This is a genomic window from Pedobacter miscanthi, assembly GCF_003315595.1.
Lineage (GTDB): Bacteria > Bacteroidota > Bacteroidia > Sphingobacteriales > Sphingobacteriaceae > Pedobacter > Pedobacter miscanthi.
Genome location: NZ_QNQU01000042.1, coordinates 1 through 26,343 on the forward strand (window position 1 = coordinate 1; position 26,343 = coordinate 26,343).

The window sequence follows — 26,343 nt, forward strand, 5'->3', positions numbered from 1 at the left end:
TTATAACACTAAGTTAATAGCATTGGTGGAGACACCAACCACGGTGTTAAAATTTCGGTGATAATCTGTGCCTCCGTGGCCCAAATGTGAACTATTTCAACCGCTGTGGTTCGTGTCTCCACGAATCACCGGATTAACACAAAATATACTATTTTAGCCACGGATGTGCGGAAACAACATATCGTATATAACAGCTTAGTGGTTTAGTGGCTTAGTGGTTCGTGGAGACACGAACCACGGAGTTAGGCCTCCTTGGCCCAAATGTGAATTACTTCTTCGCCCTGATCTTGCTCAAAAATTCCGGTGTAAAACCTAGGTAAGAAGCCAGCATATATTGCGGTACACGTTGTACAAATTCGGGGAACAAACTATTAAAATGGCGGAATCTTTCTTCGGCGGTTTGACTGTACAGAAACTTTATCCTCCTTTGCGAGGCCTGGTGGTTTTTTTGTAAAATTAACCTGAAATACCTTTCCAGTTTGGGCAGTTTGTGGAACATTTCGTCGTAATGATGGTGTTCAATGGCAATTACTTCGGTTGTTTCTGCCGCCTGGATATAAAACTCGGTTTGTTGCTGGAACAGGAAACTGGTAAGATCGGTAATCCACCAGTTTTCGATGGCAAACTGTGTGGTTTGCTCCGCACCTTTAATATCAATAAAATAAAGCCTCAGGCAACCTTTCGCCACAAAATAATTGGCCCTGCAGGTTTGTCCTTCAGTTAACAAAAAGGCTTTCTTTTTAACGGAAAAAGATTTGAGCATCGGTGCAAGAATCTCCTGTTCACCGGTACTCAAATCTATAAATCTATTAATATGGTTATAAAGTGCACTGTACATGTTATCCTATTGATTATGCTAAAATAGGCATAATTATAAGAACATAAACAAAGGCGCTAAAGTGAAAAGGCCTTAAAAATAGGATGTGCATATTCGCCCCAGTCTTTCATTGCACCAAGCAATATTGCTTTCAATCCTTTATTATCGGTCGGTTTTCCCTTTGTGGGTGCTGTTAAATCTTTTTCGGGTACGGTAACTTCTGATACTTTAGTGGCAAACCAGGTTACGTTTTCGTGCGGCAAAGCCAAACCTAAAATCATTCCGGGTAAACCTGTAAAAGATTCTGGTCCGCCAGAAACCGCGATCTGATTACTGTAATAAGCCACCACATAAACCGAATCCATAATAACGGCATTTGCCCTGCGGCATTCGTAACCTGCAATTTCGCGGGTTTCGTCGGTAATTTTCCAGTTTATTTTACGCACGCTATCTTTAACCAGGTAGGTATCTTCGTAAACACTTTTTTGGGTAACACTGTTTTGAAGGTCGAAATTTGTGGCAATGGTATTTTTTAGATCCGCCAGTACATCAGATGCCAGCCAGTTGTTATTTACCGTTTCTTCCACGGTCGGCCACTTGTATAAACTTTTATCCCTGGTAAAATTTAAAGTGCTTTTGGCAACCTTAAACTGGGGATTGTTCTTTTTATATTGCTCAAAAGCCTCGTTCAGATAACTTTCGTTGTCTTTATTGATCTTCTTCTTGATCAAAGCATACATATTTGATCTTTTTTCGTATTCGATTACCCCATTTTGTATAAAGTGGATATTCTGTGCAAAAAGATCACTGCTGATGAAAATAACAGCAAATAAGATGATATATTTTAATATAGTTTTCATGGTTATTTTTGTGTTTTAACGCCGCCCATTTTGTTGAAATCCCACGATACCGAGAACATAAAATACCTTTGGATGGTGGTATTACGTGTTTCGCTGATGGAGGTATTGGTTGCCGTACGGTTGAACCCTACATTTTGGTTTAAAATATCGTTCACAGTTAAAGAGAATTTTAAGTTTTCGGATTTAAAGAATTTTTTACCCAGCGATGCATTCCAGATAAAACGTTCGAAACTTTTGTTTAGCACCTGCGTTTTACCGTTGTACTGGTAATCTCCATCCGAAGATATTTCGAATTTGGCAGGCAACTGTAAATTCCCGTAAAAATAGCCACTATATCCTATACCATCGCTGTTGGAGCCTACGCTTACCCTCGAAATATTATATGTTGGGCCAAACCGCACATAAAAATTATACTTTTTCTCTTTGTATTTCGAAACGTTTAAACCTCCGCCATAAGTATAATTTTTGGTGTTATTCAATGTCCTGATTTTGTCGACAGTAATAAAATTGTATGATGAATTCCCATTTACATCCACATTTACACCAACATCCATATTAAGGAATTTTACTTTCCTACCAAACTGTCCGTACAGGTAGTAATTCGTTTGCATTTTATCGTTGTAATTGATGTAACGGTAAGTGCTTTTACCAACACCATCGGTTGTTACATCGCTAATGATCGGATTTGCAGTAAAACTATAAGAAGCACTTAGCCAAATAGACTGACTTGTTAAAACCTTATAAGAGTTATAACTTGCATTAACACTGCTCCTGAATGAAGGTCTTAAATCCTGGTTTCCCTCTACCACATTAAACGGATCGTTATTTAGCCTAACCGGTTGCAGCTGATCAAGTGAGGGCTGATTGGTGTTACCGTTATAATTAAGCCTGAATGATTTTTGCTGGGAAAAACGGTACTGATAAGATGCCTGTGGCATGTAGTTTACAAAGTTGCGGATATAAGTACGGTTGTGGTAAACATCATCCTGTTTAAAGTTTACCCCGCTAAATTTCGATCCGAAATTAATTACCGTTTTACCTTTTTTATAATTAAAAATGGCACCTCCCTGGTTAATGGTCTGGTTCAGTTCAAAATTATTACTGTATACCGTATCCAGAATATCATATCTGCCACTAGCCGATTGGTTGAACGACCTGCGATCCGATTTTCCGTTCATTAACGTTAAACCATAGTTCATCACTAAGGTTAAGGTTTTTGAGAGGGGTTCGGTATAAGCAGCATTTAATTTAAAGGAATTGTTGGTAATATCATTTTCTTTTAACTGGTTGGTTAAACTATCTACTAAACCTGTTTGCTTTAAACTGGTGTTAAGTGAGTTCAAATAACCTTCGCCATTGCTTTTATTTATTGATTGATTTAAATTTAATGATAAAGTACGGCCTTTTTTCTTCAGCTTTTTGGTAAACAGCACATTCATATTAAAATTCTGGTCATCCACTTCGTTACTTAAATCTCTTTTTGATGAATTCAAAATATCATTAGTTGCATTGGTTGTTTCTGTTTTAAAACTGTTTGTGGAATTGCTTTTTTTCAGGGCACCATCAACGCTTACCTTCATGGTTAAAGTAGTATCTATTTTTAATTCGTAGGTTACATCCAGTTTCTGTCTGAACATATCTTTATCGAAATCTTCATTTGAGTTGGTATACTGCGTACCCGATGATAAATTATTCTGACTGATTACGCTATTGTTACCTTTTACCCTGATCGACCCGATTTTGTAATTGGTATTGATCGATTCTTTGTCTTTATTCCATTTATTATCGAAATGCAAACCACCTGTTCTGGCCACAGGCAAACCCTGACCATTATACCTGCCATCATACGAATCGAAATCATCACCACCGCCATAGCTAAAATACATTCCGCCATCATCGGTCATCGTTAAACCGCTCGATCCGCTGTATTTGTCACGGTCATCCCAGCCTAAACCTACGGTTCCGTTATTACCCAGAATACCATAGGCAGAGAATTTTTTCTTGCCCCAGAATTTGTTGAACATCGCCTGTCCCTGGTAAAAATCTTTGGTTCCGTAACCGCCCTGTACCTTACCGAAATAACCGTTCTTTTTATCTTCTTTCAGTTTGATATTCAGTGTTTTGGTTTTTTCGCCATCATCAATACCCGTAAAACTGGCCTGATCGCTGGCTTTATCATACAGCTGAACCGATTCTACCATATCTGCCCGAAGGTTTTTGGTTACCAAAGTTGGGTCATCGCCAAAAAACTCTTCACCATCTACCAATACTTTTGGAACGGTTTTGCCCTGGGCGGTAATTTTTCCGTCTTTATCAACCTGGAAACCCGGAAACTGTTTAATCAGGTCTTCTACTTTCGAATTGGGTTCTATATTATATGCTTTTGGATCAAACTCGGTGGTATCGCCTTTAATTTTTATGGCAGTACGGTTTCCTTTAATAATTACATCGGCAAGGATTTTAGCCATTCCGGTAAGATTGATCTTTCCATAATCCTTAACCTGTGTTGTTGAATCGAGGCTGAAATGATCCACAAAATCGGCATATTTCGGATAAGATACCAACAGGATAAATTTCCCGTTTTTGATCCCGCTTAATTCGAAAGAACCGTTTTCTGTTGTTCGGGTAAATTTTACGAGCGTAGAATCTTTTGCATTTAAAACGGCAACCGAAGTGCCCGATAAAAGGGTGGTAGAGGCAGTATCAATCGTGCGACCCTTGATGGTATGGAGGCCCTGTGCTTTTGAGTATGAACTAAGCAATACTAAAAAACACAACGAGAGTAATAGACGTGTCATAGATAGGATTTGGTTTTGTTGCCCGAATATAAAACTAATATATTAGTTGCCAGCTATACTTTAACTTTTTTTAACAAAAAATAACCAATTGTTAACAGCAGCACGCAAAACAATCTATCTTTAATAAAAAATCAGATGAAATTACCTTCTCTCCAACAGCTTTATCGGGGATTTTTAACCGTCATAAAGCGTTTTCCACTGCAATTTATCTTTGCAGTTGCTGCAACTGTTTGCTGGTGTTATTATATCCGAGTTTCAGATTACCGGTACCATTCGGATCAAAACGAAAATCTCAAAGATCATCTGATAAAAGCGATAGCCATTTTAAACCTTGCACTTACACTTGTATTGGCACTCGATTTAATTTCGGAACGGAACCAGTATCCGTTAATCAAAAAGTGGTTGTTTCGGCTTGGTGGTGTGCTGATTTGTACATTGCTATATTTTGGTCTCGATCCGTCTAATTATTCGGCCGATCTTTACCGTATTTTCCTGTTTGCCTTTGCTTTTCATTTGCTTGTGGCATTTGCCCCATTTATAGGCCATGAAAAAATGAATGGTTTTTGGCAGTTTAACAAGGCCCTTTTTCTAAGGTTTTTAACTTCAGCCCTTTATTCAGCCGTACTATATGCAGGTCTGGCAATTGCTTTAGTTGCCATTAATGGCTTATTTAATGTGGATATCAAGTGGCAAACCTACATGACTTTGTTTGCGATTATAAGTGCCGGATTTAGTCCAACGTTCTTTTTGGCCGGAATCCCGACTGATTATAAATTGCTGGAGGAAGATCAAAGCTATCCGAAAGGCTTAAAAATATTTGCACAGTTTGTGCTTATCCCACTTGTAACCATTTATCTGGCCATCTTACTGGTTTACGAACTTAAAATAGCAGTACAGTGGCAGTTGCCTAAAGGGCTGGTATCAAGTTTGATTTTAGGCTATTCGGTATTTGGCATTTTATCGTTGCTGCTGGTTTATCCTGTTAAAGAAACAGCAGGAAACAGTTGGATTAAATTATTCTCCAGGTTCTTTTATGTTATGATGATCCCCTTAGTGGTGCTTTTACTCCTTGCCGTATGGAAAAGGGTTGGTCATTACGGCATTACCGAAAGCAGGTATATTTTAACGGCATTGGCTTTATGGCTAACAGGCATAACCATTTATTTTTTATTCAGTAAAAAGCAGAATATTAAAGTGATCCCGGTAAGTTTATGTATCATTTCGCTTCTGGCCACTTATGGTCCGCAAAGTGCCTTTTCGGTTTCTAAATTTTCGCAGTTAAGCCGTTTAAAAAGGATCATGAACAGTAAGAAAAAAGAGGATGCAAAAGAACGCCCCGCGGTAATCAGATACCTGGTTTATACCCACGGATTAAAAACTTTACAGCCTTTTACTAAGAAAAACCTAAGTAAAATAGAAGATAAGATCGATACTTCCAATGCATACCGTTACAGTATGAAAGAAGAAAAAGTAGATACGGCGTTGGCTATTTTTAAGGTTAAGGATGATAAAATTTACGATGATGGTACAAGCATAACCCTGCAGAATGACGAAAATCAGGTTTTGAGCGTTAAAGGTTACGATTACCTCGTTGCCATTGATCAGTATCCAAACGAAAGTGTTATACGTCTTAATGGTACAGATCTTAAAATAGAAAAGAGCAACTTAACAGCCTCACTGTCGATAAATAATCAGCCGGCCCTCCATATCGATTTTAAAGTGCTTTTCGATCAGGCAGTAAAAGCCTACCAAAAAGGTGAATTAAAGGCTGCGGGTAAAAAACAGGAATACTTCTATCCTGCAAAACTGATGAGTGTTTCTAAAAGTATTAAAGGATATCAATACACCATCACTGTTACCTCTTTACAAAGTACTTATTATGAAGATAATCACGATAATTATTTCTGGAACGAGGCCAAAACTTACCTGCTAATTAAAAAGCTTTGAGCTAAAATTTTTATTCCAGGGCCGGTTTTTAATTAAACCGGCCTTTTTTGTTGGTCGATATTTCAAAAAGCCAAGGGGTTTTCGTATAGGTTATTTTGGCGTTCGTCTATAAATAAAAGTGCATGGTATAATAGCCCGTTTCTGGCTGAAACGTTTTCATCAGACCGTAGTCTTAATTACAAAAACACCTAATAATTAGGGATTTGAAATAAAGATTATAAAACACAAAATATTAAGGTCATGAAAACTTCTATCAAAAATTTATTCGCAGCTGCATTAGTAATGGTTACTTTAAGCAGCGCAACAGTTGTAGCCAATGCAGCAGAAAGTAATGCTAACTACACTGCAATAACCAAAGTAAAAAACATCAGCAAAATTGTGGTATCAGGAAATGTGAAACTGATCCTGGTTCAGGATGCGAAGGAAAGCGTTGAGGTTTACGATCAATATTACACCAAAAATGCTTTGGTACAGCAACAGGGAGCAGAGCTAAGGATCAGTTCTTTTGAAAAAAATACTTTAACCGTTATTGCACATGTAAATAATTTAACTGCTATCGAAGCTTCAAATACTGCAAGTGTAAGCACTGTCGGAACTTTCAGCCTGTTAAACCTGAGCGTAGTTTTAAATGATGAGGCATCTGCAGATATTAAAGCCAATACCGTAAGTTTATCAACAAATGTGAAAGATGGTGCATCTTTAAAATTAGAAGGTACTACCGATTCTCACCAGGCTGTTTCGGGTATTGCATCTAAAATAAATATGGATGGTTTTATCGCTCAGGAAAGTAATATCAGATTAACCGGAAAATCACTTTTGGCAAACAACAACAAATCCCGCTACGAAGATATTCAGGTTGATTTATTAGAAAAACTATTCTAACTCTATCATATATTTTACCATAAAGGCGCTGAAATCTAAATTCAGCGCCTTTTTTGCTTTAAAAGATGATCCGGATTATAAACCCTGACCAATATAGATTGCTTCGTCGTTCCTTCTCGCAATGACGATTCTTCATTACAGATCAAATTTAATTCCCTGCGCCAGTGGCAAAGTATTCGAATAATTGATCGTATTGGTTTGTCTGCGCATGTAGGCTTTCCAGGCATCCGATCCGCTTTCTCTACCTCCACCAGTTTCTTTTTCGCCACCAAAAGCACCACCAATTTCAGCACCCGAAGTACCGATATTTACATTGGCAATGCCACAATCTGATCCTTTGGCTGATAAAAACTGTTCTGCTTCCCTTAAGTTTAAGGTCATAATAGCCGATGATAAACCTTGTGGCACACCATTTTGCAGCGCAATAGCCTCTTCTAAGGTTTTATATTTAATCAGGTATAAAATCGGCGCAAAGGTTTCGTGCTGAACAATTTTAAAATCATTCTGCACTTCGGCAATGCAAGGTTTTACATAACAGCCGCTGGCATAAGCATTGCCTGATAAAACACTACCTTCTACAACAAAATTGCCACCTTCGGCCTTACATTTTTCAATCGAATCTAAATATGCTGCAACGGCATCGGTATCAATCAGCGGACCAACGTGGTTATGCTGATCCAAAGGATCGCCAATGCGTAATTGTCCGTAAGCTTTAACCAGTTTTGAAGTAAAAGTATCATATACACTTTCGTGGATAATCAGTCTCCGGGTCGAAGTACAGCGCTGCCCGGCAGTTCCAACCGCACCAAATACCGCACCGATTAAACTCATATCCAAATCTGCATGTTCAGAAATGATGATGGCATTATTGCCCCCAAGTTCGAGCAAACTTTTACCTAAACGCGCACCAACTGCAGCACCTACGGCTTTGCCCATCCGAGTAGATCCGGTTGCAGAAACCAGCGGTACACGCCCGTCGCTGGTCATTAGTTCACCTACAGCCCTATCTCCCAATATCAGATTACAAACGCCTTCGGCAACATCATTCGCTTTAAAAACCTTTGCAATAATATGCTGACAGGCAATAGCTGTTAAAGGTGTTTTTTCTGATGGTTTCCAGATACAAACATTACCACAAACCAGGGCCAGTGCTGCGTTCCAGCTCCAAACCGCTACCGGAAAGTTAAAAGCAGAAATAATACCCACAATGCCTAACGGATGCCACTGTTCATACATGCGGTGGCTGGGGCGTTCGCTGTGCATCGTTAAACCATAAAGCTGCCGCGATAAACCCACTGCAAAATCGCAGATATCGATCATTTCCTGTACCTCACCAAATCCTTCCTGCAAACTTTTTCCCATCTCATAAGAAACCAGTGTACCCAAAGCGTCCTTGTTTTCGCGCAGGGCATCGCCAAACTGGCGCACAATTTCGCCTCTTTTAGGTGCCGGAACAGTCCGCCAATCATTAAAAGCCAATTGCGCTTTAATCACAACTGCATCATAATCGGCAGCGCTTGCAACTTTTGCCGAAGCAATCAGTTTACCGTCAACCGGAGAAAAACTTTCTAACGAACCTGAATTCGTTTCTCCGCCCCAATTGCTTCCGGTACTGTAGGCTGCATTATCTGCTTTTATGCCCAGTTTGTTTAAAATGGATTGAATATCTGTAGTCATATCTTTAAACGATTTACACAAAAAAACAAAAAATAAAGGTAAAGCAGGTTACATTCAGGGGCTTAAATTATCATAATCTTTAATATCATGCTTTAAAGAAAAATGAAGCATATAATTGGGTATTTTTTGCATTGCGCTGCAAAATAGTGTAGTTTAGAATAATACAATTCAATGAAACCTCTCAAAAAAGAATGAAAAACATCAAATTACTCCTTATCCTTTTAATAGGATTTAACATCGCTCTTCAGGCCCAAACCAAAAAGGCAAGCAATTCTCTCTTGTGGGAGATTTCGGGCAAAGGATTAAAAAAACCATCCTATCTGTTCGGCACGCATCATTTAGTTAATGCAAAATTTGCCGATACCATGAAGGTTTTGCAGGAAAAATTAAAATCGGTTGATGCAGTGGTTGGCGAAATTTTAATGGATAGCACCATGCAAACCAAGCTGGCCCCATTTTTAATAATGAAAAACAATACACTGAACAATTTACTCACAAAGGCTGAATACAAAGAAGTTGAGGATTATTTTAAAAGCAAACAACCGGATTTTGAGTTAAAGCAGATGAACAATTTTAAGCCTGCCATGATATCGATAATGGTTACATTATTTGATGATCCTGATGCGCAAAAAGGAATGAAGGATGGCATTGATGTCGGATTTCAGCAATACGCGAAAAAAAATGGAAAATCGCTTTTGGGATTAGAAACGGTTGAATATCAGGGTGCACTTTTGTTCGATACCGATTTGCAGAAGCAAAAAAAGGCATTGTTAAAATCGATCAGGGAAATAGCTAAAACCCGACAAAAAATGCAGGAACTTAAAACCTATTATTTAGTTCAGGATATAGATAAACTCACCACTTTTTTTAAAGCTTTTGATGAAGAAAATAAGGAATTTATGAACGAACTGTTAAAAAACCGGAATAAGAGGTGGCTGGATCAACTCCCGGCACTAATGGAGAAACAATCTTTATTTATTGCAGTTGGTGCAGGCCATTTACTGGGGAATGAAGGCCTGATACAAGGACTGCAAACTTTAGGTTATACAATTAAGCCTGTAGCCACAAACTAAAATAAAAGCAACTTACGTTTGGATATTAATTTATAACACAATTCTTAATATCTTGCTTTCGAGAAAACTGACTTATTAAATTTTAAAAAATGAATAAAAAATTTATTGCCTGTGGGGTAATACTGGTTTCGGCTTTTATGGCCAATCCACTTTTCGCACAGGAAAAACCTGCCGAAAAATCGAATAACCTGAGCGTTTACCGCGTAACTGCTACCAAGGTTAACGACCTGGTACATACCAAACTCGATGTATCTTTCGATTATGCAAAACGTTATCTTTACGGTAAAGAATGGGTAACCTTAAAACCCCACTTTTACCCAACCGATTCTTTAACACTCGATGCACAAGGAATGGATATTAAAACCGTGGCATTGGTTGGACTTAAGGGAAACACACCGCTTAAATACACCTACAACGACAATAAACTGTACATCACGCTAAATAAAAAATATACTAACGCTGAAAAGTACACCATTTATATTGCTTATACGGCCAAACCAGATGAACTTAAAGTAAAGGGAAGCGCAGCCATAACTGATGCCAAAGGCCTGTATTTCATTAACCCAGATGGTACCGACAAAAACAAACCTACCCAGATATGGACACAGGGCGAAACAGAATCTTCGTCAGCATGGTTTCCTACAATAGATAAACCAGACCAGAAAACCACCGAAGAAATTTCGATGACCGTTAAGTCCAAATATACCACACTGTCTAACGGTAAGCTGGTAAGCCAGAAAGCGAACGCAGACGGAACAAGAACCGATACCTGGAAAATGGATCTGCTACACTCGCCATATTTATTTATGATGGCCATTGGAGAGTTCAAAATTACCAAAGATGCTTATAAAGGCAAAGAAGTAAGTTATTACCTGGAGCCAAAATTTGCTCCTTATGCCAAGCAGATTTTCGGGAAAACCCCCGATATGATTCAGTTTTACAGCAATATTTTAGGTGTAGATTATCCATGGAACAAATATTCGCAGGTGGTGGCCAGAGATTATGTTTCGGGTGCTATGGAAAATACCACGGCAACGCTACATGGCGAGCAGGTACAAAAAACAGACCGCGAATTATTGGATGGAAATGAAGAAGGAACCATTGCGCACGAGCTTTTTCACCAATGGTTTGGCGACTATGTTACTGCCGAATCGTGGTCTAACTTAACCATGAACGAATCGTTTGCCACTTTTGGAGAAGTGATCTGGCACGGGCACGATGCTGGTCAGGATGCAGAAGATAAATCACGCTACGAAAAACTGCAATCTTATTTAGGCTCCACAAAGAAAGGCGAAAGCCCGGTTTTGGCCCGTTTCTATTATAACGATAAGGAAGATATGTTCGATAATGTGAGTTATGCAAAAGGATCGATCATTTTGTATGCCCTAAAAAACCAGATGGGTGATGCGGCTTTTTACAAATCGCTTAACCGCTACTTAACTACTAATGCTTTCAAAAATGGCGAAACACACCAGTTGCGTTTAGCTATGGAAGATGTGACCGGTAAAGACTGGAGCCCATATTTTAACCAGTGGTATTACAATGGCGGTCACCCGATTTTAAGTATCGATTATGGTTACGAAAATGGCAAGGCAACCATTAAAGTGAAACAAACTCAGGATACAAACGTGCAAACTTTTACTTTACCGGTTAAAGTGGATATTTATGCCGGTGGTAAAAAAATCAGAAAAGAGATCCTGATTAATAGCCGCGAGCAGGATTTTAGTTTCGAAGTAAGCGCTAAACCGGATCTGATTGATTTTGATGTGGATAAAATCATTGTTGGAGAAACAAACGATAATAAAACAGCCGAAAACTATTATTTCCAGTATAAAAATGCACCAAGTTATGCCAACAGAATCGAAGCTTTACAGTTTATTATGCAAAGCAAAGCCAACAGTGGTCAGCAGGTATTGCTGGAAGGGTTAAAAGATAAATCGGGCGATTTACGTGCTTTAAGTATCGATGGGATTAACCTGGAAGATGCGAACATTAAAGCTGCTGCTTTACCTATCCTGCTTCAACTGGCAAAAACGGATAAAGACACTGAAGTAAGATCGGCTGCGATTGTAAAATTATCTGAAACCGGCGACCCAACTTATAAAACTTTGATGCAGGAAAGTCTTAAAGACAGATCGTACAAAGTGCTTGCTGCCGGTATTGGCGGTTTGGCAAAACTGGCTCCGCAAGAAAGTATTGCTGCTCTATCGGCTTTAGATGCGGATACGAAAGACCACATTGCGCCATCTATTGCATCGTTGTACATCAGCGATCCGAAAGATGAGCATCAGGCATTTTACGAAAACATTATGCTAACCGGCGACCGTAATAAAATTTTTGGCGTAATCGGTCAGTATTTTCAATATTTAAGGGCAAACACAAACCCAACCATTACCGAAAAAGGGATCAAAAATATCAGCGATGCAATTGAAAGGTTGAAACTGCAATCGTACTTGAACAAGCAGTTGGGTGGTGCTTATGCTGCCACTGCGCAGGCCAAAACAAAACAGGCCGCTGCAGCCAGTGGTGATGCTAAAACAAACCTGAACAAACAGGCCGAACTGTTTAAAAAAGGAGCTGCTGATTTAGAAAAGGAATAATTTTTATTCCTTCAAGTAGTCGTCATCTCGAGCGGAGTGCAACGTAGCCGAGAGATCTACCTCGAGATAGATTTCTCTTCCGAATATTGGGGACGTTTCAGTCGAGATGACGACTTTTTTTATGAACCAATCTAGTCTGTAGCGTCTTGTTACGGACATACATTAAGTATATTTTGGTGTATTAGCGAAACGTTAAGGCCAGATTAAGGAGATTTAGGAAAATAATATTTAAACCGCACTAAACATTATAGTTTGAAAGGTAACATAAAAGAGGCCCGTTTGATAAGTTCAAACGGGCCTTGTTAATTAGCTATATATTGCAAATTATCTAAACTGATGTGTAGAAAAGTGCGTTATTAGCCACATCGTTACCAATGTTGTATCTGAGGTGCTGCTCGTGCATATCCCTCTTGTGCAATCCAATTATTTGGAATGTAAGCATTTAATTAGCAACGGCAGCTTTAATAACTACAGAGCCAAAATTTTTGCTGATAACTTCTCCTGATGCATCTGTGATAGTTACCGGTAGGCCATAGGTTACGCCCTTAGTAAGGGATTTGCTCGCAAATTTAACCGGCACTTGTACCCTCCGTTGATTGGCAGGAATTGTAATAATTAAAGGCATGGTAAAAGCATCTGAAGGCAAAATCGCTAATGCAGGGCTATTGGCATGTGCTGCATTATAAGCTGCTAGTACGGCCGGATTAACAGCTAACGTTACTTTAATGTCAGTTGCCTTTGTGCTTGAGGCTGCGTAGTTGATATAAAAAAAGTAATCGGTTGGGGTATCCTTCTGAGTAAGTGGAGTGCTTAACGAATTAATACTTCCATCACCCACAGGCGAACCAACAGGAATTTCTACCACTGGTGTTGTAGCAGAGAAATCTGGTTGTTCATTTTTGTTTTTCAAACAAGAAGATAGGCTTATTACGCACAATGCTGCAACAAGTCCCTTGAATATATTTTTATTTTTCATCGTTTTACTGAATTTATTTAACATCCCAGAAAATTCTTGAGGTAAACTGGTTAATTGAACCTTCTGCAACTACATTGTCAGAGTTAGTATTATACTCTCGTTGTGGATATAACATTCTTACCGGGATTTTCTTAGTAGTTACTGTTGAGGCAATAGAAATCGGCATGTCTGCAGGAAGTTCCAAGCGTCTGTAATCTGTCCAAGGCTCAATGGCATTAGATCCATTCATCGCAGCCCATTTCTGTTTAATGATTAATGCAATTTTATCTGAATTAGTGGCCCATGTTGCTACAGACTGATCACTAAGATAAGTTACTGCCTGTGCTTCAGTTAGGCCTAAATATAAAAAGTTTGCTTTAACCGCTGCTTCGTAATTGGTTTGAGCGCTGCTTGTCAGGTATCCTCTCTGTGCAGCTTCAGCCTGTAAAAATAAACTTTCAAAATCGGTAATAATCGGTTGTGCCTGATCGAATGCTTTTAATACACCTTTGCCAATTCCGGAAACTGTGGTTAATGTTTGATCAAAATTTACATCCTGACCCCAAACCAAACTTACATAAGTGCTTCCCGCACCATCGTTTATGGTACTGTAAAATTTACCTAAGCGGGGATCATTATTATTCTTGAGGAAATCCATACCATAAGTGCTGGCCAACATGTAGGTGTGCGAAGAGGTTTTGTCGCCATTGGCAGCATAACCATAAACACCCCAAAACGGATTTTGCTTCCCCGAAACATTCAAATATCCAGGATTATTAAACACACCTTCTCCAGTTCCAATATATCCAAATCCATTGGCGTTAATTTTCGCAATCTCGTCTTTGATATACTGTTCTCTGCCAGGAATTTCCGATTGACGCAAAAGAATCCTAAGTTTTAAAGTATTTGCAAATTTGCCCCATTTTTGGAGGTTTCCTTTAGCATATATGTCTGCCGTAGCATCTGCAGGGATAACTGTTGCGGTTTTAAATAGATTTGCAGCAGTATCCAGCTGTTTAGCCAAGTCTTCGTAAATGGCCTGTCCCTTATCATATTTTGGATTAAGAAAAAGTACTGATTTTGATGCCTGAGTGTAAGGTACGTTTCCGTAAAAATCTACCAGATATTGGTAATCCCATGCTTTCATTGTTTTGGCTACAGCAACGAAGAAATTTTGTCCTGAGGCTTTACCTTGGGTTTCCAGATAAGCGTAATCATTAAGGTTATCATAAAGATTAGCCCAAAGTGTGGTAGAGCCGCTCCAGTTGGTGGTGAAATTGTAAGAACGTTCTTCATACCACCCAGATACACCACCTGGTGTCATCCAGTAATTCATCCATAATGCTGCAAAACTATAGAAAATAGACCCACCTGTAGTGTAGGCGGCTGTATTATTCAAAGCCCCTGTTAAAACCAGAGATGGTTTAACAGTTGTTGCGTTGTTAGGATTATCATTAATATCTAAAAATCCTTTTTTACAGGCACCCAGCATCAGTACTGCTGATACTGTAAATACATATATTAATTTCTTTTTCATGTTTTTTCGTTAATCGTTAAAAGCCAATGGTTGCGGTAAAACCATAAATACGCGTAGGAGGCGTTTGATTTAAATTGTTCACACCCTGTGCATTTCCTGTCCCCACGTTAATTTCCGGATCGTTATAAATGTTATCGCTTGGTCTGAACATAAACAGATTTCTTCCGATCAGCGCAATACTTGCGTTTTTAATAAATTTGGCGTTGCCCTGTAGCCACTGTGTTGGCACCTGATAAGCTAAAGAAAGCTCCCTGATTTTCCAGAATGCCGCACTCATCACGTAGTTAGATGCAGTGTTGGCGCGTATCCCGTCAGACCAGAAAGATCCGTTACCCTGTATAGTTGTGGTATTTGTATTTGGCACAAATACACCTGGCGAGGTTTGGATAACTGAATTTGGATAAACAAAACGTTCGCGACCAGCCTGAGCAGAAGTATAACTAATACCTGCAAAATCTAGTGTGCTTGCAAAACTATTATAGAAAACGTTACCACTCCGGTATTCTGCAACACCAGATAGCGTAAAGTTTTTAAAGGTAAAGCTGGTATTAATTCCCACTGTTGTGCTTGGATTGGTTTGTCCGAAATCCTTATTAACCGGATTTGATAGAGGTAAACCCGTATTGGCATCAACAATAACGTGCCCTTGCGGGTCAGTTTGGTAGCTACTTACCTGTAAAGACGGGAAACTTTGACCCATTACAATGTAATTGTTATCCCCAATGCTGAGTTGGTTCAGCCCCTGATATAATGATAAAACTTTATTGGTATTGTATGAGTAGTTTATGCCCACATTCCATCTAAACCCATTTGCTAAACCGATTACCGGAGCTGCGTTTAAACTAAACTCAATCCCTTTGTTCTGTCCCTCTCCAGTATTGATTACCGCGTTGGTATAACCAGTTGTCCCAGATAGATCTATTCCGTTGATGATTTCCTGATCTTTAGTGTTCTGAAGATAAGCTGAAGTTTCTAAGGTAATGCGGTTATTTAAGAAACCGATATCAAAACCAATTTCTCTTGAAATCGTCTGTTCAGGTTTTAGATTTGGATCATAAACAGAGTTATCAATAGTATATCCTGCCTTACCACCATAAGGAAAGTTTGCTGCCGGACTAGTAGTAGAAACCAGTTTGTACGGATCGATCTGTACTGCATACACTTTAGAAATACCACCGCGGATTTTTAAGTTGCTGATCACCTTACTCTCTTTTAGTGCTGGAATTGCATCTGTTAGCGTTAAAGCTGCATCAATTGCCGGATAGAAGAAAGAGCGGTTGCTTTTTGCCAATCTGGAATCCCAATCATTTCTGCCAGAGATGTGAATAGTTAAATAATCGTTATAAGTAGCGGTTATATCTCCAAACACACCTAACTGACGAGAGTTACGTTCAGTTTCTGAACCAACAATTTCACCAGTACGGTTATTGATATTAAAAAGGTTGTCAACTACCAAATCATTTCCAGCTTGTGACATGTACTTATAGTTTTTCTGGATGACCTGAGCACCGCCAATTACAGTAAATTTAAATTGGTTAAACGTTTTAGTAACCGTTGCAAGAAAATCGCCGGTGTATCTGCTTTCAAATTCATTGTAATCTCTAACAGATGATTTCAAGTATTGGTTAGCAGCTACACCCTTTCCTGATAGGTGTGCAAAATCTGAATAGGTGTAAGCATAATTTTTATCTTTACCCTGGGTATTCTTGGTACTTAAACCGCCTCTTGCCAATAAAGTTATCCAATCTACAGGCTTGTAAGTAAATGATACATTACCCAACAGATCATCTCTTCTTTCGTTATTGCGGTTTTGCTGCAGACCAAAATATGGACTATAATAATAGTCGTTATAGTAATCATTGGGGTTACCATACTTAGAATTTAAGTCGCTATACTCCGATAATGGTACGTTCCCTGGTGTATTGATCACATTGTTGTATACCTGATTGGTACTTTTATCGTAGTTTCTTTGCGTATAGTTAAATGAATAATCAGCTAAAAACTTGTTGAGTTTGCGCGTTCCGTTTATGCGGATAGCGGTACGGTTCGATTTATCGCCCGGAACATAACCTTTACTGTTTACACGTTGCAGGTTAATATAAGTTGTTCCATTCTCATTTCCACCAGAATAAGTTACGTCATTTTGCTCGTCAATCCCAGTATCGAAGAAATTTTCTTTTTCTCCGTCCTTGTAGGTATAGGGAACCATCTGATAAGTACCATCTTCTAAGACACGCCCCAGCGGCCTCATGCTGCCATCGAAACGATCTCCAAAGGTTTGGTTCTCAAAAGGGGTATATAAGCCGAATCCGAAATTGTCTTGATCTGTACCTCCACCAAACTCTGTTTGCAGCTTCGGAAAGTAACTTAAACGATTTAGTAAAGTGGAATTAGTATAGGTTATGCCCCCTCCTTCAGAAGATCCCCTCTTGGTACTTACAATAATTACACCATTAGAAGCGTCTGATCCATAAAGCGCAGCAGCATTTGCACCCTTTAAAATGTTTACATTATCAATATCATTCGGATTGATCGAATTTAACTGACTTAAAGGAACAATAATCCCATCCAATACCAATAGGGCCTGGTTGTTACCTGTAAACGAACGGTTACCGCGGAGTACAACCCTTACCTGGTCGCCGGCATCGATCTGGTTGTTTGCCTGGTTAATCTGTAAACCGGCAACCTTTCCTGATAAACCTGTAGCCAGGTTGGTTGGCCGGCTTGATGTTAATGCTTTACCTGTTACCTGTTGCGTAGCATAACCAATTTCTTTTGGTTTACGCTTAATCCCCAGGGCCGTAGAAATGGTAACCTCATTTAAACTTTTAGCATCAGATTCCAGGCTGATGTTCAGGTTAGACTGGCTGCCTACAGTGATTTCTTTTGCTACAAATCCGATAAACGAAAACTGCAACACATCATTGGGGTTAACACTAATGGTAAACTTTCCATCGGAGCCTGTTGAAGTAGCTTTTTTGGTATCCTTAATACGGACACTCACTCCAGGTAAGGGTAATCCATCATTCGATGCAATTACTTTACCGGTGATATTTTTACTTTGGGCATCAGCTTGTAAAATGCCATAAAATAAAAATATGAATAAACACAGTACGAGTTTTTTCATTGTTCTTAGTAGTTAGTTTAAGTTAATAATCCCCGAATAACAGTTTTTTTTAGCTATAAATCAAAAAAAAACTTCTTTATCTTAAAAATGTTATAAATTGCGATTAGTATATCACTAAAATGTTTTAGTAATTTATAAAAACACTAATTTTTTAGTTTAAAAAAGGTGAATTTTTACTTAAATTCTAAGTTTGAACCACAAATACCTAAAACACAGCGCCTCATAAAAGGATAAAAATTATTTAAAGCAATATTTTTACTCATTCTTTATTAAAAATCATATTTATGAAAAGCATTTTTCTATTTTTTTGTATCATTACTCATGCAGCTTTTTCCTTTGCACAAAATGTTACTGTTGGTGCGGGCGAAAAACCACTTTTAAAGTCTGTTGTAAAAACATCGACCGAGGGAAGCGCCTATTTTAACAATGCTCCGGCCAACGCAAAAATCAAAACCGACGATCAAAAAGAATTAACCATAAATAATTTGCGCTATAATTTAGAAACGCAGCAGCTGGAGTATACCGAAAACGATCATGTTTATGTTGTGCAGGATGCGGTGCAATCATTTTCCTTAGTCGATTCGGTAGGTAATACACATTTATTTACCAAACTGGGCACGGCTCAGCCAGCCGGTTTCTATGAAACACTGGTTGAAGGACGTATTTCGCTTTTAAAACAGTACACGGTTAAAAAAGAGGTTACAGAAGACTGGTACACAAAAAAGAAAACAAATAAAATGGTAAAACAGGATATATATTTTACCAAAAAAGAGGGACTGATCCAGAAACTTAACCCCTCTACAAAAAATGTGGCTTCTGCTTTAACCGATAGAAAAGATGAAGTTACCGCATTTGTTAAGGATGAACAGCTGGATCTTAAACAAGGCAACGATCTGATTAAAGTATTTAAATACTATAATGCCTTAAAATAAAATATTGAAAGAAAGGAAAGGTGGCTAATTACACCTCTCCTTTCTTCTCGTATCAATAATATAAACAATCTGCCAGCCTTGATCACCTTTTACCAGCTGAAAGGAATTTACACCACAATGGCTAAATTTTTCTCCTACGTAAAACTTATAATCTGTCCATACAGAAGCCAGCGCCCCATCCATTAATATTTTGGTAAACACAATGCGCTCGTTATAGACTTCCTTGTGCGGAGTACCAATCAGTTTTACAAAATCGTTTACCAATTCTGTACGGACAGTTATTTTTCCATCCTTGTTTACAATGGTTTGCATTACGGCATTGGGTGCAAAAGCCGAACGCGTTAAAACACTATCGCCGGTTTTCATTCCGGTAAAAAGACGATTAACAGCTTCCTTAACAGCGCTTTCTTCATTGTTCTGCGCAAGGCTAATTGTAGCAAAACCCAGCAGAAACAGGGTAAAAATGACTAATCTTTTCATGACTTCTTCATTACGTATATCCCATAAATTTATAGTATTTTTGTAAAAGAAGGGAAAAGGAACCGCTGATGTTGCAAAAATCTATCACTTATCCACACATCTTAACAACAGTCAATACGCTTTATATTCAGCTATTTACACTGTTTTAACCCATTGATGTTAATAATTATTTTAAAAACGGATAATTATAATTGGTAAACTTATAATGTGTTTTTCTGCTAATTGGCACGGTTCTTTAATAGTATAATATATGGAAGAAGAATTCTTTTTTGAATCCAACGAAGACGCACAACGCTCGGTAGAACGTTACGAAGAAATGCTCCGCAACCAGGATCAGTATTTTTTCGATGCAGGTGCTTTCGAATACATTGTGGATTTTTACATTGAGAAAAATGATCCGGTCAAAGCTTTACAGGTAGTTGATTTTGCAATCAGTCAACACCCTTACGCTACTGTTTTTTTAATTAAACAGGCTCATCTTTACATTTTAACAAACAACCAGGAAAAGGCTTTTATCGCTTTGCAAAAAGCTGAACTATTAGAGCCTTCCGAACCGGATATTTATTTGTTAAGGGGCAACATTTTCCAGAATACCGAACGTTATGATGAGGCGCTTGAAAACTACGAAAAGGCTTTGGGTCTTGCCGAAAGTACTGATGAGATTTTATTGCAGATGGCTTATGTATACCAAAGCATGAGCGATTACGAAAATGCCATAACCTACATTAAACTGAGTTTAGAACAGAATATGGAAAACCAGGACGGTTTATACGAACTGGCTTTCTGTTACGATGTACTCGATAAACAGGAAGAAAGCATTAAGTTTTATCAGCAATACATCGATACCGACCCTTATTCGTATGCGGCATGGTACAACCTGGGCAATAGTTTCCATAAACTGAACCTTTTTGAAAAAGCGATTGATGCTTATGATTATGCCATTTTAATTAAAGAGGATTTCAGTTCGGCCTATTTTAATAAAGGGAATGCGCTGGTACAGTTGGATAAATACGACGAGGCCATTGAAGTTTATAAACAGACTTTCGAATACGAACCACCCAATGCCGATACCTATTGTGCCATTGGCGAGTGTTACGAAAAACTAGAGAAAATGGACGAAGCCCGTTCTTATTATAAAAAATCGGTTAAAATGGACCCAAAAATGGCTGATGCCTGGTTTGGGATCGGTGTTACGCTCAATTTTGAGGAACGTTATTTCGAATCGCTCCATTTTTATAAAAAAGCAATCGATTTAGAGGCCGAGAATGCCGATTTCTGGTTTGCTATGGCCGATGCCTATTATAAACTGGGTCAGATTGACGAATCGATCGATGCTTACGAAAAAGTATTGGAATTTAACCCGATGGATATCGAAGCCTGGTTAGATTTTAGTACTGTACTTTACGAACAGGGAAAACTGCTCGAAGCGTCCGAAACGATGGCCCAGGCCATTAAAAACAATCCAGAAGCTGCCGAACTGTATTATCGCATGGTTGCTTATCTTTTTGCGATGGGTAGTTATAACGATGCATTGGGTTATCTGGAAACGGCTTTAACAACTGATCCAGATAAACACTATATATTATTCGAATATCTACCCCAATTGCAGGATAATAGTGCCATTTTAAACGTAATAAACAGATATATCAGGTAAATTCTGCGTGAGAAAAATTTAACAAATAAATCTCAAAATTTTTTTCACTTTTGTAGGTATATGAATTATCCATTATTAAACGTTCCCGAACGTCCAGCTAAACCACGCCAAAAAGGCTTAACAATGGTTATGGATAAGGGACTGAGCCTGCGCCAGGTTGAAGATTTTATTGAAGTTGCCGGCGTACATACAGATATCGTAAAATTAGGTTGGGCAACATCACACGTAACACCAAACCTTAAAGAAAAATTAGCTTTATATAAAAGTGCAGGTATCCCCACTTATTTTGGCGGAACCTTGTTTGAAGCCTTCATCATCCGTAACCAGTTTTCGGATTATCAGCGTGTTTTAGATCAATATGGAATGGAATATGCTGAAGTTTCTGATGGGTCTATCGAGATTGAACATGACAGGAAATGTGAATTTATCCGCGAATTGGCCAAACAGGTAACCGTAATTTCGGAAGTGGGCAGTAAGGATGCCGCAAAGATATTTGCACCTTATAAATGGATTAAACTCATGCAGGCAGAAATTGAAGCCGGCTCGTGGAAAGTAATTGCCGAAGCCCGCGAAGGTGGTAACGTAGGTATTTACCGTGGAAGCGGCGAAGTACGCGAAGGTTTGGTTGATGAAATTTTAACCCAGATTCCCGAAGAAACCATTATCTGGGAAGCACCTCAAAAAGAACAGCAGGTTTGGTTTATTAAACTTATTGGCAGCAATGTTAACCTTGGTAATATTGCTCCTGCAGAAGTTATTCCTTTAGAAACCATCCGCCTGGGATTACGTGGAGATACTTTCGACTATTTCCTGAACCAGGCAAAATAATAACAAAATCCGTCATTGCGAGGCACGAAGCAATCTATTGGTAGCATTTCTATCGTATTAAGATTGCTTCGTGCCTCGCAATGACGTAAATACGCTTATGAAAACATACGGCTTAATTGGCTATCCTTTATCGCATTCTTTCTCTAAAAAATATTTTACCGAAAAGTTTTTGAACGAAGGGATCGCCAATCATCAATACGAACTTTTCCCGATCGAAAATATTAAATCGCTACCTGATCTGTTAAGCGAAAACCCTTCGCTCTGTGGCCTTAATGTAACCATCCCACATAAGGTAAATGTGCTTTGTTATTTAAATGAGGTAGACGAGGCTGCCGAAAAAATAGGTGCAGTAAACTGTATTTCCATTAAAAGTTTTGAAGGGGAAAATTATTTAAAAGGTTATAATACCGATGCCTATGGTTTTGAAGCTTCATTAAAACCCTTATTGGGCCCTCAGCACACAAAAGCGTTGGTTTTTGGCGATGGAGGAGCAGCAAAGGCAGTGAAATATGTTTTGGAAAAGTTAAATATCGAATACTTGGTGGTGGTGCGCAAAGCTACTGAAGGTGCTATTTTATATACCGATATTACAGCAGAAATTTTGACTGCTCATAAATTATTGATCAATACCACCCCCTTGGGAATGTCGCCAAATGTTGATACCTTTCCTGAAATTGATTATACCCAACTTGGCGCCGAACACCTGGCTTACGATCTGGTATACAATCCATTGGAGACCGCTTTTTTAGCAAAAGCAGCAGAGCAGGGCGCTACAATTAAAAATGGCCTGGAAATGTTATATCAACAGGCAGAAAAAGCCTGGGCAATCTGGAATAAATAGTTTATCGTCATTGCGAGGAGGAAGAACAGCCTGCCTCGATGTCGGGGAAGCAATCTTTGAGAAAATATTATGAAATTAAAACAGCTTATTTTTTTACCCTTTGTATTGCTTTTATTTTTTACCGCCTGCCAGAATCACGATTATAGCCCAAAACCCAAGGGTTATTTCAGGATCGTATTTCCAAAAAAAGAATACACCGAATTTATCAAACCCGTTCCCTTTACTTTCCGGTACCCAATTTACGCGTCGGTAGAACAGGATAAAAGCCGCGATGCTAAAAACGACTGGTATAACCTGCATTTTAAACAGTTTAACGGTTTTTTGCATTTAACCTATTATGATGTTTCGGGCAAAGGTGAGTACGACGAAATGGTTGAAGACGCCCGGAAACTTGCTTTTAAACACACCATAAAGGCCAGTGCAATTGATCAACGAATAATCCATTATCCTGAGCACAAGGTTTATGGCATTTATTATGCTATTGAAGGTAATACTGCATCGTCAGTTCAGTTCTTTTTAACCGATAGTGCTAAACATTATTTCAGGGGAGCCTTATATTTTAACGAGCGGCCACAATACGATTCTATTGCTCCCGTTGTTAACTTTATTAAAAAAGATATCGACACTTTGATTGCCACTTTTAAGTGGAAAAATTAATATCATTGTCCTGATGACATACGTTGGGATTTTTTCTAAAAACCTATGATTACAGTAAAAACCTTCACTTTTAACGCTTACAGCGAAAACACTTATCTGCTTTACGACGAAACCAAAGAATGTGTGATTATCGATCCCGGTATGTACGAAGGTTTTGAGCAGAACGAACTGGCGGCTTTCATCAAAAATGAAAATCTTAAACCCGTTTTGCTGTTAAATACGCATTGCCACCTCGATCATGTTTTTGGCAATAAATTCATTTTTGATACTTATGGCTTAAAACCACAGTTTCACGAAGGAGAATTACCGATTATAAACGCAATTCCGGGTTACGCACCATCAATGGGTTTTACCCGTTATGAGGTTTCTCCCTTACCTGATACCTTTTTGCCCGAAACCGGAACCATAACTTTTGGCAACAGCACTTTAAGCTTAATTTTTGCGCCAGGCCATTCGCCTGCACATTTATGCTTTTATAGTAAAGCCGATCATATTTTAATGGGTGGCGATGTGCTTTTTTATGGCAGCATTGGCCGTACTGATTTACCGGGCGGTAACCATCAGCAATTAATCCAAAACATTTCCGATAAACTTTTTGTATTACCTGATGAAACCAAAGTTTACCCTGGCCACGGACCAGCCACCAGCATTGGTTTCGAAAAGCAACACAATCCGTTTTTTTAATGGATGATGGATAATGTAAAATGGATGATGGTATTACCCCAATCACCATCTTACGTTATCCATATTACATCTTACATTTTACCTATCTTTACTGCTGTGAATACATCATTTTATATTGCCAAAAGGTACCTTTTTGCCAAAAAATCAACCAATGCCATTAACCTGATATCAGGCATATCAATGGTGGGCGTAATGGTAGGCAGCGCGGCATTAATTATTATCCTTTCGGTATTTAATGGTTTAGAAACAGTGGTTTTGAATATGTTTGATACCATTACCCCACAAATTGCCATTACCCCTGCCAAAGGAAAAACCTTCGATCCAAACACCCCTTATTTTAACCAGCTCAAAAAAAATAAGGATGTTGCAGCTTTTACTGAAGTGTTACAGGAGAATGCATTATTAAAATACAACAACAAACAGGCCGTGGGCATGGTTAAAGGGGTTAGTCCTGATTATTTAAAAAACACCAAACTGGATAGTACCATAAAAGAAGGACATTTTATCCTCCACAACCGGAGTGGCAACAATGCGGTAATCGGTTCGGGCCTGCAAAGTTACCTGGCCGTAAATACGGTTGATCCTTTTACCGAACTTGAAATTTATTCGCCCAAAAAAAATATTTCTCCCAACAGTTTAAATCCTGCCGACGATTTCGTGGCAAAAAACATCCGCGTAAGTGGTGTATTTGAAGTACAGCAGGAATTTGATAATGGCATTATTGTTCCACTTGATTTTGCCCGCGAGCTGCTGGGTGAAGACAAAAATGTGTCTGCTATTGAGATCAATCTGCAACCAGGGGTAGATATAGATAACTTTCAAAAAGAAGTGATTGAGAAGGCTGGCAATAATTATGAGGTACAAAACCAGGCGCAGCAGAATAAATCGCTCTACCACATTTTAAACACCGAAAAATGGGCAGTATATATTATTCTTACTTTTATCCTGATTATTGCTATATTTAATATCATAGGGTCGTTAACCATGTTAGTAATAGATAAAGTGAAGGATGTTGCCATCTTGAGCAGCTTAGGTGCCGGAAAAAAATTAATCAAACGCATATTTTTATTCGAAGGGATGATGATTACCATGTCGGGTTGTGTGCTGGGCTTAATCATCGGACTGATATTTTACTATTTTCAGCACACCTATGGCCTAATTAAAATGGGCGAAGAGAATAAAACGCTTGTAAGTTCTTATCCTATCGGGCTAAAATGGAAAGATTTTATTTTAGTTTTTGTTACAGTAGGGATCTTCTCATTTTTGGCATCTGCTTTGTCATCCAATTTGAGTGTTAAAAAGATCGATCAAATTAATCAATCCATATAAAATGAAGTTATTTAAACAGGCAATCGTATTTGTTGTGCTCCTTGGCGTGGCCCTTACCGCTTGTAATAGAAATGATAAAGCCGAGGGACAAAAAAACAATCTTAAAGTTGTAAAAGGTCTGTACACTTTCGGTCCGGAAATGAAATCTATTACCCTGTGCGAAGATACCCGCGAATTTTGGGTTACCGACAGTGTAAAAAAATTAGAACTCTCGTACAGCAATTTAGGCTTCGAAAAACCTTACGAACCGGTTTATGTTGAATTAGAAGGTTATTTCACCAAAACAGATACCGCCAGTGTTGCTGCCGATTTCGATTCGACGCTGGTCGTTACTAAAGTAATTAAAATCAGTAAGGAAATCCCCGACGGGCCTTGCGCGCAATAAGTTATCACCGCGATAAAACTTCCGAAGTTTCTAAGGCCCCAGCATTGGCAAACTTCGGAAGTCTATAAGCCTTTTCCCACGAACCAAACTACTTTTTCAATTCATTTTTTTTTGCAGCGCAATTGTTTTGCTAATCGGATACAGCAGTCCTGCTTTTCGCTCCAAGTCCTCGTTCGTTCCTCACTCCGGGCTTTACACTTCAATCAGGGCTAGAGAACTAAGGTCTGTTGCCAAAGCCCTGGTTCGTGTCTCCACCAATGCTATTAACTTAAGCTATTTA

General features: G+C 38.7%; 20 protein-coding genes. 12 read left to right on the plus strand and 8 right to left on the minus strand.

Going from position 1 to position 26,343, the window contains the following annotated elements; all coding sequences use genetic code 11:
- Window positions 1-268: 268 nt before the first annotated feature.
- From DRW42_RS27235 to DRW42_RS27245, 3 genes are read right to left on the minus strand one after another with little or no spacing between them, the layout of a single operon-like run.
- Window positions 269-838 carry a Crp/Fnr family transcriptional regulator gene (locus DRW42_RS27235; protein WP_113952017.1) on the minus strand — a complete coding sequence of 190 codons (570 nt, stop codon included), beginning with the start codon at window positions 836-838 and terminating at the stop codon, window positions 269-271.
- Window positions 839-894: 56 nt separating this feature from the next.
- The gene (locus tag DRW42_RS27240; protein ID WP_113952018.1) at window positions 895-1,677 is read right to left on the minus strand and encodes a GLPGLI family protein; all 783 of its coding nucleotides are present in this window, start codon (window positions 1,675-1,677) and stop codon (window positions 895-897) included.
- 2 nt (window positions 1,678-1,679) lie between these two features.
- Window positions 1,680-4,475: an outer membrane beta-barrel family protein gene (locus DRW42_RS27245; protein WP_113952019.1), complete on the minus strand. Its 2,796-nt coding sequence runs from the start codon at window positions 4,473-4,475 to the stop codon at window positions 1,680-1,682.
- A gap of 135 nt (window positions 4,476-4,610) precedes the next feature.
- Between DRW42_RS27245 and DRW42_RS27250 the strand changes: the two genes are divergently transcribed.
- Complete coding sequence (locus DRW42_RS27250) at window positions 4,611-6,422, plus strand: DUF4153 domain-containing protein (protein ID WP_113952020.1); 1,812 nt, start codon at window positions 4,611-4,613, stop codon at window positions 6,420-6,422.
- 240 nt (window positions 6,423-6,662) lie between these two features.
- Complete coding sequence (locus DRW42_RS27255) at window positions 6,663-7,304, plus strand: GIN domain-containing protein (RefSeq protein WP_113952021.1); 642 nt, start codon at window positions 6,663-6,665, stop codon at window positions 7,302-7,304.
- A gap of 135 nt (window positions 7,305-7,439) precedes the next feature.
- Here the strand turns inward: DRW42_RS27255 and amaB are convergent, their stop codons facing one another.
- Window positions 7,440-8,981: an L-piperidine-6-carboxylate dehydrogenase gene (gene amaB / locus DRW42_RS27260; RefSeq protein ID WP_113952022.1), complete on the minus strand. Its 1,542-nt coding sequence runs from the start codon at window positions 8,979-8,981 to the stop codon at window positions 7,440-7,442.
- Window positions 8,982-9,172: 191 nt separating this feature from the next.
- Here amaB and DRW42_RS27265 point away from each other — a divergent pair, with 191 nt between their 5' ends.
- Entirely contained in the window at window positions 9,173-10,054 is an 882-nt protein-coding gene (locus DRW42_RS27265; RefSeq protein WP_113952023.1) for a TraB/GumN family protein, read from the plus strand.
- 89 nt (window positions 10,055-10,143) lie between these two features.
- On the plus strand, window positions 10,144-12,654 hold the full coding sequence (locus DRW42_RS27270; RefSeq protein WP_113952024.1) for a M1 family metallopeptidase: 2,511 nt from the start codon (window positions 10,144-10,146) through the stop codon (window positions 12,652-12,654).
- Window positions 12,655-13,096: 442 nt separating this feature from the next.
- Here the strand turns inward: DRW42_RS27270 and DRW42_RS27275 are convergent, their stop codons facing one another.
- The 3 genes from DRW42_RS27275 to DRW42_RS27285 are packed head-to-tail and all read right to left on the minus strand — an operon-like array spanning window position 13,097 to window position 18,273.
- Window positions 13,097-13,654 (minus strand): DUF1735 domain-containing protein, encoded by a 558-nt coding sequence (locus DRW42_RS27275; RefSeq protein WP_113952025.1) that lies wholly within the window; start codon window positions 13,652-13,654, stop codon window positions 13,097-13,099.
- Window positions 13,644-15,146, minus strand: a complete 1,503-nt coding sequence (locus tag DRW42_RS27280; RefSeq protein WP_113952026.1) for a SusD/RagB family nutrient-binding outer membrane lipoprotein — start codon at window positions 15,144-15,146, stop codon at window positions 13,644-13,646. Before DRW42_RS27280 ends, DRW42_RS27275 begins: the two co-directional genes overlap by 11 nt.
- Before the next feature lie 16 nt (window positions 15,147-15,162).
- Window positions 15,163-18,273, minus strand: coding sequence for a SusC/RagA family TonB-linked outer membrane protein (locus tag DRW42_RS27285; protein ID WP_113952027.1), 3,111 nt, complete (start codon window positions 18,271-18,273; stop codon window positions 15,163-15,165).
- A gap of 284 nt (window positions 18,274-18,557) precedes the next feature.
- Here DRW42_RS27285 and DRW42_RS27290 point away from each other — a divergent pair, with 284 nt between their 5' ends.
- Window positions 18,558-19,205: a hypothetical protein gene (locus DRW42_RS27290; RefSeq protein WP_113952028.1), complete on the plus strand. Its 648-nt coding sequence runs from the start codon at window positions 18,558-18,560 to the stop codon at window positions 19,203-19,205.
- 24 nt (window positions 19,206-19,229) lie between these two features.
- Here DRW42_RS27290 and DRW42_RS27295 read toward each other — a convergent pair whose 3' ends face one another.
- Complete coding sequence (locus DRW42_RS27295; RefSeq protein WP_113952029.1) at window positions 19,230-19,685, minus strand: nuclear transport factor 2 family protein; 456 nt, start codon at window positions 19,683-19,685, stop codon at window positions 19,230-19,232.
- A gap of 250 nt (window positions 19,686-19,935) precedes the next feature.
- Here DRW42_RS27295 and DRW42_RS27300 point away from each other — a divergent pair, with 250 nt between their 5' ends.
- The 7 genes from DRW42_RS27300 to DRW42_RS27330 all read left to right on the plus strand — a co-directional run bounded on the left by DRW42_RS27300 (window position 19,936) and on the right by DRW42_RS27330 (window position 26,063).
- Window positions 19,936-21,339 carry a tetratricopeptide repeat protein gene (locus DRW42_RS27300; protein ID WP_113952030.1) on the plus strand — a complete coding sequence of 468 codons (1,404 nt, stop codon included), beginning with the start codon at window positions 19,936-19,938 and terminating at the stop codon, window positions 21,337-21,339.
- 60 nt (window positions 21,340-21,399) lie between these two features.
- Window positions 21,400-22,167 carry a phosphosulfolactate synthase gene (locus DRW42_RS27305; protein WP_113952031.1) on the plus strand — a complete coding sequence of 256 codons (768 nt, stop codon included), beginning with the start codon at window positions 21,400-21,402 and terminating at the stop codon, window positions 22,165-22,167.
- Between the two features lie 97 nt (window positions 22,168-22,264).
- The gene (locus tag DRW42_RS27310) at window positions 22,265-23,008 is read left to right on the plus strand and encodes a shikimate dehydrogenase family protein (protein ID WP_113952032.1); all 744 of its coding nucleotides are present in this window, start codon (window positions 22,265-22,267) and stop codon (window positions 23,006-23,008) included.
- A 69-nt stretch (window positions 23,009-23,077) separates the two neighbouring features.
- Window positions 23,078-23,665, plus strand: coding sequence for a gliding motility lipoprotein GldD (gene gldD / locus DRW42_RS27315; protein WP_113952033.1), 588 nt, complete (start codon window positions 23,078-23,080; stop codon window positions 23,663-23,665).
- 45 nt (window positions 23,666-23,710) lie between these two features.
- Window positions 23,711-24,349, plus strand: a complete 639-nt coding sequence (locus DRW42_RS27320) for an MBL fold metallo-hydrolase (protein WP_113952034.1) — start codon at window positions 23,711-23,713, stop codon at window positions 24,347-24,349.
- 3 nt (window positions 24,350-24,352) lie between these two features.
- Window positions 24,353-25,678 carry an ABC transporter permease gene (locus DRW42_RS27325; RefSeq protein ID WP_341866245.1) on the plus strand — a complete coding sequence of 442 codons (1,326 nt, stop codon included), beginning with the start codon at window positions 24,353-24,355 and terminating at the stop codon, window positions 25,676-25,678.
- Between the two features lies 1 nt (window position 25,679).
- A complete protein-coding gene (locus DRW42_RS27330) occupies window positions 25,680-26,063 on the plus strand; it encodes a hypothetical protein (protein ID WP_113952035.1) in 384 nt (127 codons plus the stop codon).
- Window positions 26,064-26,343 lie beyond the last annotated feature (280 nt).